Annotated in this window: 12 protein-coding genes; 4 read left to right on the top strand and 8 right to left on the bottom strand. The window is 49.7% G+C overall.

The features are described 5' to 3' along the window. Positions 1-18: 18 nt before the first annotated feature. Positions 19-192 carry a YciY family protein gene (locus tag ACUY4S_RS11295; RefSeq protein WP_312686747.1) on the bottom strand — a complete coding sequence of 58 codons (174 nt, stop codon included), beginning with the start codon at positions 190-192 and terminating at the stop codon, positions 19-21. A 138-nt stretch (positions 193-330) separates the two neighbouring features. On the opposite strand from ACUY4S_RS11295, the gene cls reads away from it, so the two are divergent. Both cls and ACUY4S_RS11285 read left to right on the top strand, forming a co-directional pair. Next, positions 331-1791 (top strand): cardiolipin synthase, encoded by a 1461-nt coding sequence (cls, locus tag ACUY4S_RS11290; protein ID WP_312686749.1) that lies wholly within the window; start codon positions 331-333, stop codon positions 1789-1791. Positions 1792-1821: 30 nt separating this feature from the next. Next, positions 1822-2151: an HI1450 family dsDNA-mimic protein gene (locus tag ACUY4S_RS11285; RefSeq protein WP_312686750.1), complete on the top strand. Its 330-nt coding sequence runs from the start codon at positions 1822-1824 to the stop codon at positions 2149-2151. Between the two features lie 53 nt (positions 2152-2204). Here ACUY4S_RS11285 and oppF read toward each other — a convergent pair whose 3' ends face one another. The 6 genes from oppF to ACUY4S_RS11255 all read right to left on the bottom strand — a co-directional run bounded on the left by oppF (position 2205) and on the right by ACUY4S_RS11255 (position 9325). Further along, positions 2205-3209, bottom strand: coding sequence for a murein tripeptide/oligopeptide ABC transporter ATP-binding protein OppF (gene oppF, locus ACUY4S_RS11280; RefSeq protein WP_312686752.1), 1005 nt, complete (start codon positions 3207-3209; stop codon positions 2205-2207). Continuing rightward, positions 3206-4219: an ABC transporter ATP-binding protein gene (locus ACUY4S_RS11275; protein WP_458023134.1), complete on the bottom strand. Its 1014-nt coding sequence runs from the start codon at positions 4217-4219 to the stop codon at positions 3206-3208. The genes oppF and ACUY4S_RS11275 overlap by 4 nt, the downstream gene beginning before the upstream one ends. Positions 4220-4230: 11 nt before the next feature. Continuing rightward, positions 4231-5139 carry an oligopeptide ABC transporter permease OppC gene (oppC, locus tag ACUY4S_RS11270; protein ID WP_312686755.1) on the bottom strand — a complete coding sequence of 303 codons (909 nt, stop codon included), beginning with the start codon at positions 5137-5139 and terminating at the stop codon, positions 4231-4233. A 14-nt stretch (positions 5140-5153) separates the two neighbouring features. Then, positions 5154-6074: an oligopeptide ABC transporter permease OppB gene (gene oppB / locus ACUY4S_RS11265; protein WP_312686756.1), complete on the bottom strand. Its 921-nt coding sequence runs from the start codon at positions 6072-6074 to the stop codon at positions 5154-5156. 134 nt (positions 6075-6208) lie between these two features. Next, positions 6209-7840: an oligopeptide ABC transporter substrate-binding protein OppA gene (gene oppA / locus ACUY4S_RS11260; RefSeq protein WP_312686759.1), complete on the bottom strand. Its 1632-nt coding sequence runs from the start codon at positions 7838-7840 to the stop codon at positions 6209-6211. An 837-nt stretch (positions 7841-8677) separates the two neighbouring features. Continuing rightward, entirely contained in the window at positions 8678-9325 is a 648-nt protein-coding gene (locus ACUY4S_RS11255) for a YchE family NAAT transporter (RefSeq protein WP_312686761.1), read from the bottom strand. Positions 9326-9792: 467 nt separating this feature from the next. Here ACUY4S_RS11255 and adhE point away from each other — a divergent pair, with 467 nt between their 5' ends. Continuing rightward, positions 9793-12474, top strand: a complete 2682-nt coding sequence (adhE, locus tag ACUY4S_RS11250) for a bifunctional acetaldehyde-CoA/alcohol dehydrogenase (RefSeq protein ID WP_312686763.1) — start codon at positions 9793-9795, stop codon at positions 12472-12474. Positions 12475-12560: 86 nt separating this feature from the next. Here the strand turns inward: adhE and tdk are convergent, their stop codons facing one another. Next, positions 12561-13178: a thymidine kinase gene (tdk, locus tag ACUY4S_RS11245; protein ID WP_312686765.1), complete on the bottom strand. Its 618-nt coding sequence runs from the start codon at positions 13176-13178 to the stop codon at positions 12561-12563. Positions 13179-13724: 546 nt separating this feature from the next. On the opposite strand from tdk, the gene hns reads away from it, so the two are divergent. Next, on the top strand, positions 13725-14138 hold the full coding sequence (hns, locus tag ACUY4S_RS11240) for a histone-like nucleoid-structuring protein H-NS (RefSeq protein ID WP_312686767.1): 414 nt from the start codon (positions 13725-13727) through the stop codon (positions 14136-14138). Positions 14139-14374 lie beyond the last annotated feature (236 nt).

The raw sequence follows: 14374 nt of genomic DNA, 5'->3' as shown, positions 1-14374 counted from the left end.
ATTCGGTGCCCAACGTCATCAAATATCGTAAATAGCAAACAACAACACATTACGATGGCGGTTTAACCCGCATTTTCGGATAGCGTGGATGCGCATATTGCGACGCGACTGACCTTCCAGCCAGCGTGCTTTTCGGCGGCTCATCTGCCGAAGCATACGCCAGCGCCCCACTTCCGTACGACTACGCTTCATTTTTACGACTCAATGCTAAACAGAAACGCCATTATAGTCCGCCGCTTCCGCCAGACCAGCGCTTTCCGGCGTTTTTATTTGCCAGATGAAACCTGATGCGTAAACTCACTGAATGACGTTTTGAAAAGGATTTTGTGTATGTCCACCTTTTACACCGTAATGAGCTGGCTGATTGTCTTAGGCTACTGGCTGCTGATTGCGGGTGTTACGCTGCGCATTCTGATGAAACGCCGCGCCGTCACGTCTGCCATGGCATGGCTGTTGATCATTTATATCCTGCCGCTGGTGGGGATTATTGCCTATTTGTCGCTTGGCGAACTGCATCTCGGCAAACGGCGTGCGGAACGCGCCCGTGCCATGTGGCCCTCAACGGCGAAATGGCTTAACGATCTGAAAAATTTTAAACGTATATTTGCCGACGAGAACAGCAGTGTCGCCTCTTCGCTATTTAAACTGTGTGAGCGACGTCAGGGCATTGCCGGGGTGAAAGGCAACCAGCTGCAATTGCTGACCAGTTCAGACGATGTGATGCAGGCGCTCATTCGCGATATCCAGCTCGCGAGGCACAATATCGAGATGGTGTTTTATATCTGGCATCCAGGTGGAATGGCCGATCAAGTGGCGGAATCCCTAATGGCGGCAGCGCGACGCGGCGTGCACTGCCGTTTGCTGCTGGACTCTGCCGGCAGCGTTGCTTTCTTCCGTAGCCCCTGGGTCGGGATGATGCGCAATGCCGGTATTGAGGTGGTCGAGGCGCTGAAAGTCAATCTCATGCGTGTATTTCTGCGGCGCATGGACTTACGCCAGCACAGGAAAATCGTGCTGATCGATAACTATATTGCTTATACCGGCAGCATGAATATGGTCGACCCACGCTTCTTTAAACAAGACGCCGGTGTCGGTCAGTGGGTCGATCTGATGGCACGCATGGAAGGCCCCGTTGCAACAGCAATGGGCATTGTTTATTCGTGCGACTGGGAAATCGAAACCGGAAAACGTATTCTCCCGCCGCCGCCCGATGCCAATGTGATGCCTTTCGAAGAAGCCAGCGGGCACACTATTCATACCATCGCGTCCGGGCCCGGTTTCCCGGAAGACTTGATTCATCAGGCGTTGCTCACTGCGGTCTATGCGTCGCGTGAATATTTGATTATGACCACCCCCTATTTCGTGCCGAGTGATGACTTGCTGCATGCTATTTGCACCGCCGCGCAACGGGGAGTCGACGTGAGTATTATCCTGCCGCGCAAAAACGATTCTGTTTTAGTCGGCTGGGCCAGCCGGGCTTTTTTTACCGAGCTGTTAGCGGCTGGGGTAAAGATTTATCAGTTTGAAGGCGGTTTGCTGCACACCAAAAGCGTGCTGGTTGATGGTGAATTAAGCCTGGTCGGCACCGTCAACCTGGATATGCGCAGCCTGTGGTTGAATTTTGAAATCACACTGGTTATTGATGATGCCGGTTTCGGCGGCGATCTGGCGGCCGTGCAGGATGACTATATATCCCGTTCGCGGCTGCTTGATGCGCGGTTGTGGGTAAAACGCCCTTTCTGGCACCGGATCGCTGAACGACTGTTTTACTTCTTTAGTCCGTTGCTGTAAAACGTGCCCATCTGAAGTGAAGAGGTAATCATGGAAATGGATCTGAATAACCGCCTGACCGAAGACGAAACGCTCGAACAGGCTTACGACATCTTCCTCGAGCTGGCTGTGGACAATCTCGATCCGGCTGATGTCATTCTGTTCAACTTACAGTTTGAAGAGCGTGGCGGCGCGGAGCTGTTTGATCCAGCCGAAGACTGGCAGGAACATGTTGATTACGACCTGAACCCGGACTTCTTCGCTGAAGTGGTCATTGGCCTGGCGGACACGGACGGCGGCGAAATTAACGATATTTTTGCGCGGGTTCTGTTATGTCGCGAGAAAGATCATAAGCTGTGCCATATTCTCTGGCGCGAATAAGCGGCAGATGTAAAAAAAGGGCTGACAATTGTCAGCCCTTTTTTATCCTGCGATTAAAGCGGGTCAACCTTCAGGCAGGATACCGCATGACGGAAACTGCCTTCCAGCACCGGTCGGGTCTGCGCGCATTCCGGCCCGGCAATCGGGCAACGGGTGCGAAACACACAGCCGGAAGGCGGGTTAATCGGCGACGGCAAATCCCCTTCCAACAACTGGATGGTTTTGTTCTTTTCCAGATCCGGATCCGGTACTGGCACCGCAGACATCAATGCTTTGGTATAGGGATGCAGCGGGTTTTGATACACCTCATCATAGGTGCCAAGTTCCACCGCATGACCAAGATACATCACCAGTACGCGATCAGAAATGTGTTTTACCACAGCCAGATCGTGAGCGATAAAGATTAGCGACAAGCCCATTTCACGCTGCAATTTTTGCAACAGGTTTACCACCTGTGCCTGAATAGAAACATCCAGCGCCGAGACAGGTTCATCACAGATAATCAGCTTCGGCTCAAGGATCAGCGCACGTGCAATACCGATGCGCTGGCATTGCCCGCCAGAAAACTCATGCGGGTAGCGGTTGATCAGGTTGGGCAGCAGGCCCACTTTCATCATCATGGCTTTAACGCGGTCACGCACTTCCTGACGCGGCATTTTAGGATGATAGGTACGCAATGGCTCAGCAATGATTTCGCCGATGGTCATACGCGGGTTCAGCGATGCCAGCGGATCCTGGAAAATCATCTGGATATCGCTACGCACGGCACGCCATTCATCCTGTTTCATGCCCAACAGATCTTTGCCCAGCCATGCGACTTTCCCATCGGTGGCTTTCACCAGCCCGATGATCGCGCGGGCAAAGGTCGATTTACCGCAGCCAGACTCTCCCACCACGCCAAGGGTTTCGCCTTCGTACAGGCGCAATGTTACGCCATCCACGGCTTTCAGCGTTTTACCCGGCTGCCAGAACCACTGTTTGCCGTCTTTGATGTCAAAATGCACTTTCAAATCGGCAATTTCCAGCAGGACTCTTTTCTCTTCTGTTACGGCATTCATACCAACTCCTCCACCGGCTTAAAGCAGGCGCGCAAACGGCCCGGGGCAAACTCCTCCAGCGGTGGAGCACTGTTACAGATATCCATCGCGTGCGGGCAGCGCGGCTGGAAAGGGCAACCTTTCGGCAGCCGCAGCAGGTTCGGCGGGTTGCCCGGAATGGTCAGCAGAGACTCGCCTTCCGCATCCAGACGTGGCACGGCATTCAACAAACCAATGGAATAAGGGTGTGACGGCTGATAAAACACATCGCGGGCATGGCCGTATTCCATTGTACGGCCTGCGTACATCACCAATACTTTATCGCAGATGCCGGCCACGACACCGAGGTCATGGGTGATCATAATAATGGCGGTGTTAAATTCGCGTTTCAGTTCATTCAACAACGTCATGATCTGCGCCTGCACTGTCACGTCCAGCGCCGTGGTGGGTTCGTCGGCAATCAGCAGTTTTGGCCGGCACAGTAGCGCCATCGCAATCATGACGCGCTGGCGCATACCGCCGGAAAACTCGTGCGGATACATGCGCATGCGCTTCCGCGCTTCTGGCATTTTCACTGCATCAAGCATTTTGACCGACTCTTCAAACGCTTCGCCCTTACTCATGCCTTTGTGCAGCATGAGCACTTCCATTAACTGCTCACCAACACGCATATACGGGTTCAGCGAGGTCATCGGATCCTGAAAAATCATAGAGATTTGCTCAGCGCGCAATTTGTTTAGCGCATGCTCAGGCAAGTTGAGGATCTCTTTACCGTTAAAGGTGGCGGAGCCGCCAATACGACCGTTTGAGGCGAGGAGCCCCATCAACGCAAAAGCAGTCTGCGACTTGCCAGAACCGGATTCGCCAACAATCCCCAGCGTTTCACCTGCACGCAGCGAGAAGTTCAGGTCATTAACCGCAGTAACGTCACCGTCAGGGGTCTGGAAAGTCACCCGCAGATCTTTCACATCCAGCAGAGTGCCCGATTGCATTCGCGTCGTCGACGCAGATGCGGTTTCAGTAATGCTCATGACAGCACTCCTTAACGATCTTTCGGGTCGAGGGCATCACGCAGGCCATCGCCGATAAAATTAAAACAAAACAGGGTGACAACAAGGAAACCCGCCGGGAACAGCAGCAGCCAGGGTGAAACCTCCATAGAGTTTGCACCGTCGCTCAACAATGCCCCCCAGCTACTCAACGGCTCCTGGGTGCCCAGGCCGAGGAAGCTCAGGAAGGATTCGAACAGGATCATGCTCGGCACCAACAGGGACGCATACACGACCACAACGCCCAGAACGTTCGGGACAATGTGACGCACCACAATATTAGCCGTGGAGACACCGCCAACCTGCGCCGCCTCAATAAACTCTTTGCGTTTCAGGCTCAGGGTCTGGCCACGTACAATACGCGCCATATCCAGCCAGGAAACCATCCCGATGGCCACAAAAATCAACAGAATATTTTGCCCAAAGAAGGTTACCAGCAGGATCACAAAGAACATAAACGGGAAGGAGTTGAGAATTTCCAGCAGGCGCATCATCACCGAGTCGGTTTTCCCGCCAAGATAACCCGACAGCGAGCCATACAGCGTACCGACGATGACTGCGACCAGTGCCGCGGCAATGCCAACCATCAGCGAAATCCGCCCGCCAATCGCCACACGCACCAACAGGTCACGCCCGGAAGAGTCGGTACCGAAGTAGTGGCCCGATTCCATATCCGGCTGGCTGGACATCATGCCCCAGTCCGTGTCGAAGTAGGTAAACTGCGACACCATCGGCGCCAGCGTAACGAATAATGCAATCAACAGCAGAACGCAAAGACTGGCGACCGCTGCGCGGTTATGCATAAAACGGCGACGCGCATCCTGCCAAAGGCTACGACCTTCGACTTCCAGTTTTTCACTGAAGTTTTCCAGCGCCTCGCTGTTTTTCTTACTTAACATCATGGCGTACTCCAGTGTTAATAACGGATTTTCGGATCGATGACGGCATACAGCACGTCAACAATCGCGTTAAACATAATCGTCAGGGTGCCAACCAGAATGGTCAGGCTCAGTACCAGCGAATAGTCGCGGTTCAGGGCGCCGTTCACAAACAGCTGGCCGATACCCGGCAGACCATAAATGGTTTCGATAACCATTGAACCAGTAATGATGCCGACAAATGCAGGCCCCATATAGGAGAGCACCGGCAGTAACGCGGGTTTCAGCGCATGGCGAAGGATAATTCTGCGCATCGGCAGCCCTTTCGCACGAGCAGTACGGATAAAGTTTGAGTGCAGCACTTCAATCATCGAACCACGCGTAATACGGGCGATACTGGCAATATACGCCAGCGACAGCGCCACCATCGGCAGGATCATAAATTTCAGCGCCCCGCCATTCCAGCCGCCGGCAGGCAGCCACTTCAGAATAATGGCGAAGATCATCACCAATAACGGTGCAACAACAAAGCTCGGTATAACCACGCCGGTCATTGCCAGCCCCATCACGGTGTAATCCCATTTGGTATTCTGCTTCAACGCGGCGATGACCCCCGCGGCCACACCGAATACCACCGCCAGCAAGAACGCGGCAGCGCCTAACTTTGCGGAAACAGGGAAGCTGGCAGCAACCAGATCATTCACCGTGTAGTCTTTATATTTAAAGGACGGCCCGAAATCGAAATGCGCGAGTTGTTTCAGATAGCTGAAATACTGCGTCAGGATCGGATCGTTTAAATGGTATTTCGCCTCAATATTCGCCATAACCTCCGGCGACAATGCGCGTTCACCGGTAAAAGGACTTCCCGGCGCAAGGCGCATCATAAAGAACGAAATCGTGATGAGAATAAACAGAGTTGGAATCGCTTCAAGACAGCGACGTAGGATAAATTTCAACATTGCCCGTACCTTCTGGCCTGTGCCTTTTACACATTCTGTTGCAGGCGGCGTTCATAATGCCTGAATACGATGTGTTCTGGTGCGATAAAGATAAGACACTGTGGGGCCAGATTACCCGGCCCCACTCATTGCCATTAATGCTTGATAATATATAAGTTTTTAACGTAGATATTATCCATCGGGTCTTTACCGGTGTAACCACCGACCCACGGTTTCACCAGACGGGCGTTCACATAGTAGTAAACCGGAACGATCGCCGAGTCTTTATCCAACTGCTGTTCAGCTTTGGAATAAAGGTCTGCGCGCTGCGATTCATCCGTGACTTTCAGCGTATCGCCAATCAGCTTATCAAACGCCGGGCTCTTGTAATGCGCGGTGTTGTTGGAGCTGTCGGAGAGCATGGTGTTCAGGAAGGATGTCGGCTCGTTATAGTCCGCACACCAGCCCGCACGCGCCACATCAAAGGTGCCTTGATGACGCGTGTCGAGGAAGGTTTTCCACTCCTGGTTTTCCAGCTTCACGTCTGCGCCGAGGTTTTTCTTCCAGATGGAAGCCACAGCGATAGCCAGTTTTTTGTGCAGGTCTGACGTGTTATACAACAGGCTGAAGGACAACGGTTTATCAGCGGTGTAGCCCGCTTCCGCCAGCAATTTTTTCGCTTCAGCGTTACGTTGTTCCTGCGTCATTTTGAACCATGCCGGTTCAGTGAGTTTTGCACCATCAGTGTACGGCGGCGTATAGCTGTATGCCGGCAGGTCACCCTGGTTTTTCACTTTATTAACGATGATGTCACGATCCAGCGCCAGTTTCAGTGCGGTACGCACACGAACATCTGTGAACGGGGCTTTTTGGTTGTTGATTTCGTAGTAGTAAGTACACAGATACGGGTCAACGTGAACTTCTTTCGGGATCTCTTTTTTCAGCTTCTGGAACAGTTCGATCGGCATGTTGTTATAGGTCATGTCGATTTCGCCGCTGCGGTAGCGGTTAACATCTGTTACTTCAGAAGAGATTGGCAGGTAAGTAACCTGGTCGATAACGGTTTTTTTGTTATCCCAATAATTGGTATTACGTTCGAGCACAATGCGTTCGTTAACCACCCAGTCTTTCAGTTTATAAGCACCGTTGGTCACGATATTTGCTGGCTGCGTCCATTTTTCGCCGAATTTTTCGATGGTGGCTTTAGGTACAGCAGAAACGGACGGGTGAACCAGCAATTTGTAGAAATAAGGAACCGGTTCGCTCAGGGTTACTTCGAAAGTATTGTCATCAATGGCTTTCACACCCAGGTCGGTAACTGGTTTTTTGCCAGCGATAACATCATCAATATTAGCGATATGCCCATATTGCAGATAACTTGCATACGGAGAGGCGGTTTTCGGATCCGCAAGACGCTGCCAGCTGTAAACGAAATCCTGGGCGGTCACCGGAGAGCCGTCTGACCATTTTGCATCTTTACGCAGATGGAATGTCCAGACTTTGAAATCTTTGTTTTCCCACTTTTCTGCCACACCCGCAGTCGGATGGCCTTCAACATCAGAGATCAGTAGACCTTCAAACAGATCGCGGTTGATGTTGGATTCCGGCACACCTTCGATTTTATGCGGGTCAAGAGATTGAACTTCAGAGCCGTTGTTGCGAACCAGCGTTTGCTTTTCCGCAAGCTGAACACCTGCTGGGACATCAGCAGCCATTGCTGCGCTACCGGTAATTAGCGCAGCCAGAACGCCTGCTGCGACCAGACTTTTTTTTGTGATGATGGACATTGTGTTGATACTCCACTCATTATAATTACTGGCGTTTAGGCCAGCCTGTTTCATCCCCTATGGGGGTCTGAAGAGCGCAGGAGCTTTTGGCGCTATCAGACATCTTTTTTCACTGCTGCTATCACCGACTTTTTTATTACGGATCGCTCAAACGGCAATCTTGCGTCGATTCTTTTACACGCCTCCCCTGTCGAGGCATGTCTTCATGCTGGAGAGAACCGCCGCTTTTGAAAACGATTCTCATTTGTACTGTATATTCTGCGAATTATAAGGCTCATTAAGATAAAGGCGGAAAATAACAAATGCCTTCTGCTGCCGCCAATACATTTTGCAAATTTGTTAACCATTTCTCTTTTGCAGCGCAGCATGAGCTGCGGAGAACTGTCTGCACAGCCTCCCTGTGAATTTTTTATCTATGATTTTCAATCAGATAGATGCGCACTACGACCATGTAACGCGTTTTTGTCGACACCGTGCAGTTTTGCACAAAAAATCAACAATTGACTACTTTTTAGCACATTCAACTGCCAGAAGATTGAAAGTACTAATATCATTTCGATTATGTTACGGCAAGCCCAATAGTATGATGTGAAGAAAATAACAGGCAGCACTGAACACAAATTATTCACCCCCACGAAGGAGAAAATGTAGCCCTATGATAAATAATCATTTTTTTAATTAGTGTAAATTATTATGCTAAATGACCTTTTGCGTATTAATCATATGTTTTACTGATTATGCTGTTTGTTTAACAGTGATTTTAGCCCGGCTTAATTAAGTCGATATATAAATAAATACAGTTCGATTACTCTAACAGGCTTATTAAAAGAAGGTGAATCAGTTCAGCAAGCCGGGGAAGATCGATTTCACCCCTGCAACAATAAACTCAATGCCTAACGCCATTAACAGCAACCCCATAATACGCGTGATGACGTTAATACCCGTTTGGCCTAACAAACGCACCAGCCAGGGAGCGATGCGAAACAATCCCCACGAGCAAAACGCAAACAGGGCAATCGCGATCGAAAAACCCAGCAGGTATTCCACTTTGTGATAACGCGTCCCCCACACAATCGTTGAACTGATCGCCCCTGGCCCGGCCATTAATGGTAAGGCTAAAGGAACGACGCCAATGCTTTCGCGAATAGCCGTTTCTGACTGCTCCTGTTTGTTCTGTTTGTCTTCACCTAATTTCCCGCTGATCATCGACATAGCGATTGTAACCACCAGGATCCCGCCAGCAATACGGAAAGAATCAATAGAGATGCCGAAGAGTTGCAAAATCGCATCGCCAAGAAACAGCGATGTCCAGAGGATGATAGCGACCGAGAGATTTGCCGTCAGGTTAGTTTTGTTTCGCGCACCCGCACTTTGATAGCTGGTCATACTAATAAAGACGGGAATGATACCCACCGGATTCACCAGCGCAAACAGACCAATAAAAAACTTAAAGTAAGTAGGAAAATCAAACATTGTATGAACCACAGTATGCTCCGCAACGCCGCCCTGCTTTCTTTGAAGGAGGGATGACAAAATAATCCATGCAAACGATACGCGTTTTCTCGTGTTTGTTCACCACTCCCCAGATAAAAATGGCACCAATACAACATGTTATTCAATTGTACTAATTGTGATAATCTTAGAGAGCGTTTAGTCAGATGCCATTAACATATGCTACAAACGCCCAAAAATAGCACTGCTGAAAGGAGTCAGCTTCGCTAAAACTTGACGTAGATCACGCAAAGACTACTCATAACCAGGTAATCTGAGTTCACCTAAAGAAAGTAAAAAAAGCGAAGCCGCGTTGAGGCTCTTTCAGTAAATCAGTGGCATGTGGTCAGGCGTTAATTATTTGTTTTTCTGAGATTTACGCAACCTGCAGCCGGTCTGTCTATACTCACCTATTGGACAGCTGGTTTACTAAAAGAGTTTAACATTATCAGGAGAGCATTATGGCTGTTACTAATGTCGCTGAACTTAACGCACTCGTTGAACGCGTGAAGAAAGCCCAGCGTGAATATGCCAACTTTACTCAAGAGCAAGTAGATAAGATCTTCCGTGCCGCCGCCCTGGCTGCCGCAGATGCTCGAATCCCCCTCGCTAAAATGGCCGTTGCCGAATCCGGTATGGGTATCGTAGAAGATAAAGTGATCAAAAACCATTTTGCTTCTGAGTATATCTACAACGCCTATAAAGATGAGAAAACGTGCGGTGTGCTGTCGGAAGATGACACGTTTGGTACTATCACTATCGCTGAACCTATCGGCATCATCTGCGGTATCGTTCCGACGACTAACCCTACTTCTACTGCTATCTTCAAATCTCTTATCAGCCTGAAGACCCGTAACGCCATCATTTTCTCTCCACATCCTCGTGCGAAAGATGCAACTAACAAAGCGGCTGATATCGTCCTGCAGGCGGCTATTGCTGCTGGCGCACCGAAAGATCTGATCGGCTGGATTGACCAACCGTCTGTTGAGCTGTCTAACGCGCTGATGCACCATCCGGATATTAACCTGATCCTCGCCACCGGCGGTCCAGGTATGGTTAAAGCGGCTTACAGCTCAGGTAAACCGGCAATTGGTGTTGGTGCGGGTAACACGCCTGTGGTTATCGACGAAACCGCCGATATCAAACGTGCCGTTGCATCGGTTCTGATGTCAAAAACCTTCGATAACGGCGTTATCTGTGCATCTGAACAGTCCGTTGTGGTTGTTGACTCCGTCTATGACGCTGTACGCGAACGCTTTGCCAGCCATGGCGGCTATTTGCTGCAGGGTAAAGAGCTGAAAGCCGTACAGGATATTATCCTGAAAAATGGCGCGCTGAATGCCGCTATCGTAGGTCAACCGGCGTATAAAATCGCTGAACTGGCGGGCTTCACTGTTCCGGTCACTACTAAGATCCTGATTGGTGAAGTGCAACTCGTCGACGAAAGCGAACCTTTTGCTCACGAAAAACTCTCCCCGACGCTGGCAATGTACCGTGCGAAAGATTTCGAAGACGCGGTAGAAAAAGCAGAAAAACTGGTAGCGATGGGCGGTATCGGCCATACATCCTGCCTGTACACCGATCAGGATAACCAACCGGAACGTGTTGCTCACTTCGGCCAGAAGATGAAAACGGCACGTATCCTGATTAACACCCCAGCATCTCAGGGTGGTATCGGTGACCTGTATAACTTCAAACTCGCGCCTTCCCTGACTCTGGGTTGTGGTTCCTGGGGTGGTAACTCCATCTCTGAAAACGTTGGTCCGAAACATCTGATCAACAAAAAAACCGTTGCTAAGCGAGCTGAAAACATGTTGTGGCACAAACTTCCGAAATCTATCTACTTCCGCCGTGGCTCACTGCCAATCGCGCTGGATGAAGTGATTACCGATGGTCACAAACGCGCGCTTATCGTGACTGACCGTTTCCTGTTTAACAACGGCTATGCAGACCAGATCACCTCTGTACTGAAAGCCGCTGGCGTGGAAACAGAAGTATTCTTCGAAGTTGAAGCTGACCCGACGCTGACTATCGTTCGTAAAGGCGCTGAACTGGCGAACTCCTTTAAACCAGACGTGATCATCGCGCTCGGTGGCGGTTCCCCGATGGATGCAGCCAAAATCATGTGGGTGATGTACGAACATCCAGAAACTCATTTTGAAGAACTGGCGCTGCGCTTTATGGATATCCGTAAACGTATCTATAAGTTCCCGAAAATGGGCGTGAAAGCGAAAATGGTCGCCATCACCACCACCTCTGGTACCGGTTCTGAAGTTACCCCGTTCGCCGTGGTAACTGACGATGCGACCGGGCAGAAATACCCGCTGGCTGACTACGCGCTGACTCCGGATATGGCGATTGTTGACGCCAACCTGGTCATGGATATGCCTAAATCCCTCTGCGCCTTCGGCGGTCTGGATGCGGTAACCCACGCGCTGGAAGCATATGTTTCTGTCCTGGCCTCTGAGTTCTCTGATGGTCAGGCGCTGCAGGCGCTGAAACTGTTGAAAGAAAACCTGCCAGCTTCTTACAACGAAGGTTCGAAAAACCCGGTTGCCCGTGAACGCGTTCACAGTGCCGCTACTATCGCCGGTATTGCGTTTGCTAACGCCTTCCTCGGCGTGTGTCACTCAATGGCTCACAAACTGGGTTCACAGTTCCATATTCCGCACGGTCTGGCCAACGCCCTGCTGATCTGTAACGTTATTCGCTACAACGCGAATGATAACCCGACCAAACAGACTGCGTTCAGCCAGTATGACCGTCCGCAGGCACGCCGCCGTTACGCAGAAATTGCCGATCATCTCGGTCTGAGTGCCCCAGGTGACCGTACCGCAGCGAAAATCGAGAAACTGCTGGCATGGCTGGAAAGCATTAAAGCTGAACTGGGTATTCCGAAGTCAATTCGTGAAGCGGGCGTTCAGGAAGCTGACTTCCTGGCCAACGTGGACAAATTGTCTGAAGATGCGTTTGATGACCAGTGTACCGGTGCCAACCCACGTTATCCGCTGATCTCCGAATTGAAACAGATCCTGCTGGATACGTTCTATGGTCGTGAGTACAAAGAAGGTGAACCTGCCGCTGCTGCTGTTAAAGTGGAAGCGCCAGTAAAAGCTGACAAGAAAGCGAAGAAAACGGCTTAATTGTTCAGCCTGATTAAAAAACCCGCCGACTCTGGCGGGTTTTTTATTTGAGCAAAACACCTTCCACACACACTAACGCGTTGCTTTTACTTACCTCTGACCCGCGCCTGAATCGCGGTGAGAGAGCCCTCTACAAGCGCTTCTTTATAATGCTTACGGCAGACCGAAACATAACGCTCATTGCCGCCAATCACGACCTGCTCGCCTTCATTATATGGCCGCCCGCTCTGATCCAGGCGCAGTACCATGCTGGCTTTACGTCCACAGAAGCAAATGGTTTTCAGCTCGACCAGTTTGTCCGACCATGCGAGTAAATACTGGCTGCCAACGAATAATTCTCCGCGAAAATCGGTACGCAACCCATAACACAGCACCGGAATATCTAACTGATCGACAACTTCTGATAACGCATAAACCTGTTCACGCGTTAAAAACTGACACTCATCAACCAGCACGCAATGGACAGCTTCGCGCTTATGTTCCGCGCTGATTTCCTCGAATAATGCGGATTGTTGATTAAACAAACGCGCCGGTGAGGATAATCCAATACGGGAACTTACTTTTCCGGCGCCGAAACGATCGTCAATTTCCGCCGTGTAGACCACTGTGCGCATACCTCTTTCCTGGTAATTGTAAGAGGATTGTAGTAAAGCCGTAGATTTCCCTGCATTCATCGCTGAATAGTAGAAATAAAGTTGTGCCATCGTGCGCAAAACCCCAATCAAAGTGTGATATTACTTGCGGCGATTGTACCATATTTTATCGGGCAAACCGGATGGCAGAGCGTTTGTCAGACTAAATCCCTTACTGCTACTTTGCTCACAGATATAGCAATTGTTAATCCGCGCTATTGTTACTGCCAGAGAAACAGCCCAGCGAATTCATAATCTTACCAAGGATTTAAATCGGGTTTCACAAACCATATCATCCAGAAATTATTAATGATTTGATCTGCTTTGTGCATTCACTATACGGAATAAACAAGGTCGATATTTATCCATCGCGACTATAAACCCGTTAAGATTAATCACAATTCACACCTAAAGAAACGACGACAACAACATAGAAGCCAGTGCTATAAGTGCTTTTTTGTGCGTTTCTTCAAGTAAAATTTTAGTTAGCGTTATTTTTAACGGGCTTAATTAAGGGGGATTTTTGAATTCCTTACATTACCAGCTATTGCACTGGCAAAATTAACGCTCTATTATTAGCTCAACAAACCACCCCAATATAAGTTTGAGATTACTACAATGAGCGAAGCACTTAAAATTCTGAACAACATCCGTACTCTTCGTGCGCAGGCAAGAGAATGCACTCTCGAAACGCTCGAAGAAATGCTGGAAAAATTAGAAGTTGTGGTAAATGAGCGCCGCGAGGAAGAAAGCGCTGCTGCAGCTGAAGTTGAAGAGCGTACGCGTAAACTGCAACAATATCGTGAAATGCTGATTGCTGACGGTATTGACCCGAACGAACTGCTGAACAGCATGGTAGCCGCTAAAACCGGCACGAAAGCTAAACGTGCTGCACGCCCTGCTAAATATGCTTACGTTGATGAAAACGGCGAATCAAGAACCTGGACAGGTCAGGGTCGCACGCCGGCTGTTATCAAAAAAGCTATCGAAGAAAAAGGCAAGAAACTGGAAGATTTCCTTCTCGCCGAGTAATTCTTCTGCGATTTGAAAAATCCCGCCGCTGGCGGGATTTTTTTTGACGCACTCCACAATATCTTCACAATATATTGCTATTCAGCAATGTTATTTCAATCCGTCACGCTTATTGTTTATGCCTTCGTCTGAAATGCCATTGTTTTGCGGCGTCTGCCTGTTCATGCGGGACGGTGTTATGTTTCTTACCGCAACGTTTAGAAATAAAAAAGCCGGAGATAATCAGCGCAACAGCG

The organism is Kosakonia beeri, from assembly GCF_054165705.1.
The sequence above is the reverse complement of the archived record's forward strand: the minus strand, read 5'-3'. Positions and strand labels throughout refer to the sequence as shown.

Bases quoted from the DNA above. Each gene is read 5' to 3' on its own strand.
- ACUY4S_RS11295 (WP_312686747.1), bottom strand. From the start codon at position 192: ATGAAGCGTAGTCGTACGGAAGTGGGGCGCTGGCGTATGCTTCGGCAG.
- cls (WP_312686749.1), top strand. From the start codon at position 331: ATGTCCACCTTTTACACCGTAATGAGCTGGCTGATTGTCTTAGGCTAC.
- ACUY4S_RS11285 (WP_312686750.1), top strand. From the start codon at position 1,822: ATGGAAATGGATCTGAATAACCGCCTGACCGAAGACGAAACGCTCGAA.
- oppF (WP_312686752.1), bottom strand. From the start codon at position 3,209: ATGAATGCCGTAACAGAAGAGAAAAGAGTCCTGCTGGAAATTGCCGAT.
- ACUY4S_RS11275 (WP_458023134.1), bottom strand. From the start codon at position 4,219: ATGAGCATTACTGAAACCGCATCTGCGTCGACGACGCGAATGCAATCG.
- oppC (WP_312686755.1), bottom strand. From the start codon at position 5,139: ATGATGTTAAGTAAGAAAAACAGCGAGGCGCTGGAAAACTTCAGTGAA.
- oppB (WP_312686756.1), bottom strand. From the start codon at position 6,074: ATGTTGAAATTTATCCTACGTCGCTGTCTTGAAGCGATTCCAACTCTG.
- oppA (WP_312686759.1), bottom strand. From the start codon at position 7,840: ATGTCCATCATCACAAAAAAAAGTCTGGTCGCAGCAGGCGTTCTGGCT.
- adhE (WP_312686763.1), top strand. From the start codon at position 9,793: ATGGCTGTTACTAATGTCGCTGAACTTAACGCACTCGTTGAACGCGTG.
- tdk (WP_312686765.1), bottom strand. From the start codon at position 13,178: ATGGCACAACTTTATTTCTACTATTCAGCGATGAATGCAGGGAAATCT.
- hns (WP_312686767.1), top strand. From the start codon at position 13,725: ATGAGCGAAGCACTTAAAATTCTGAACAACATCCGTACTCTTCGTGCG.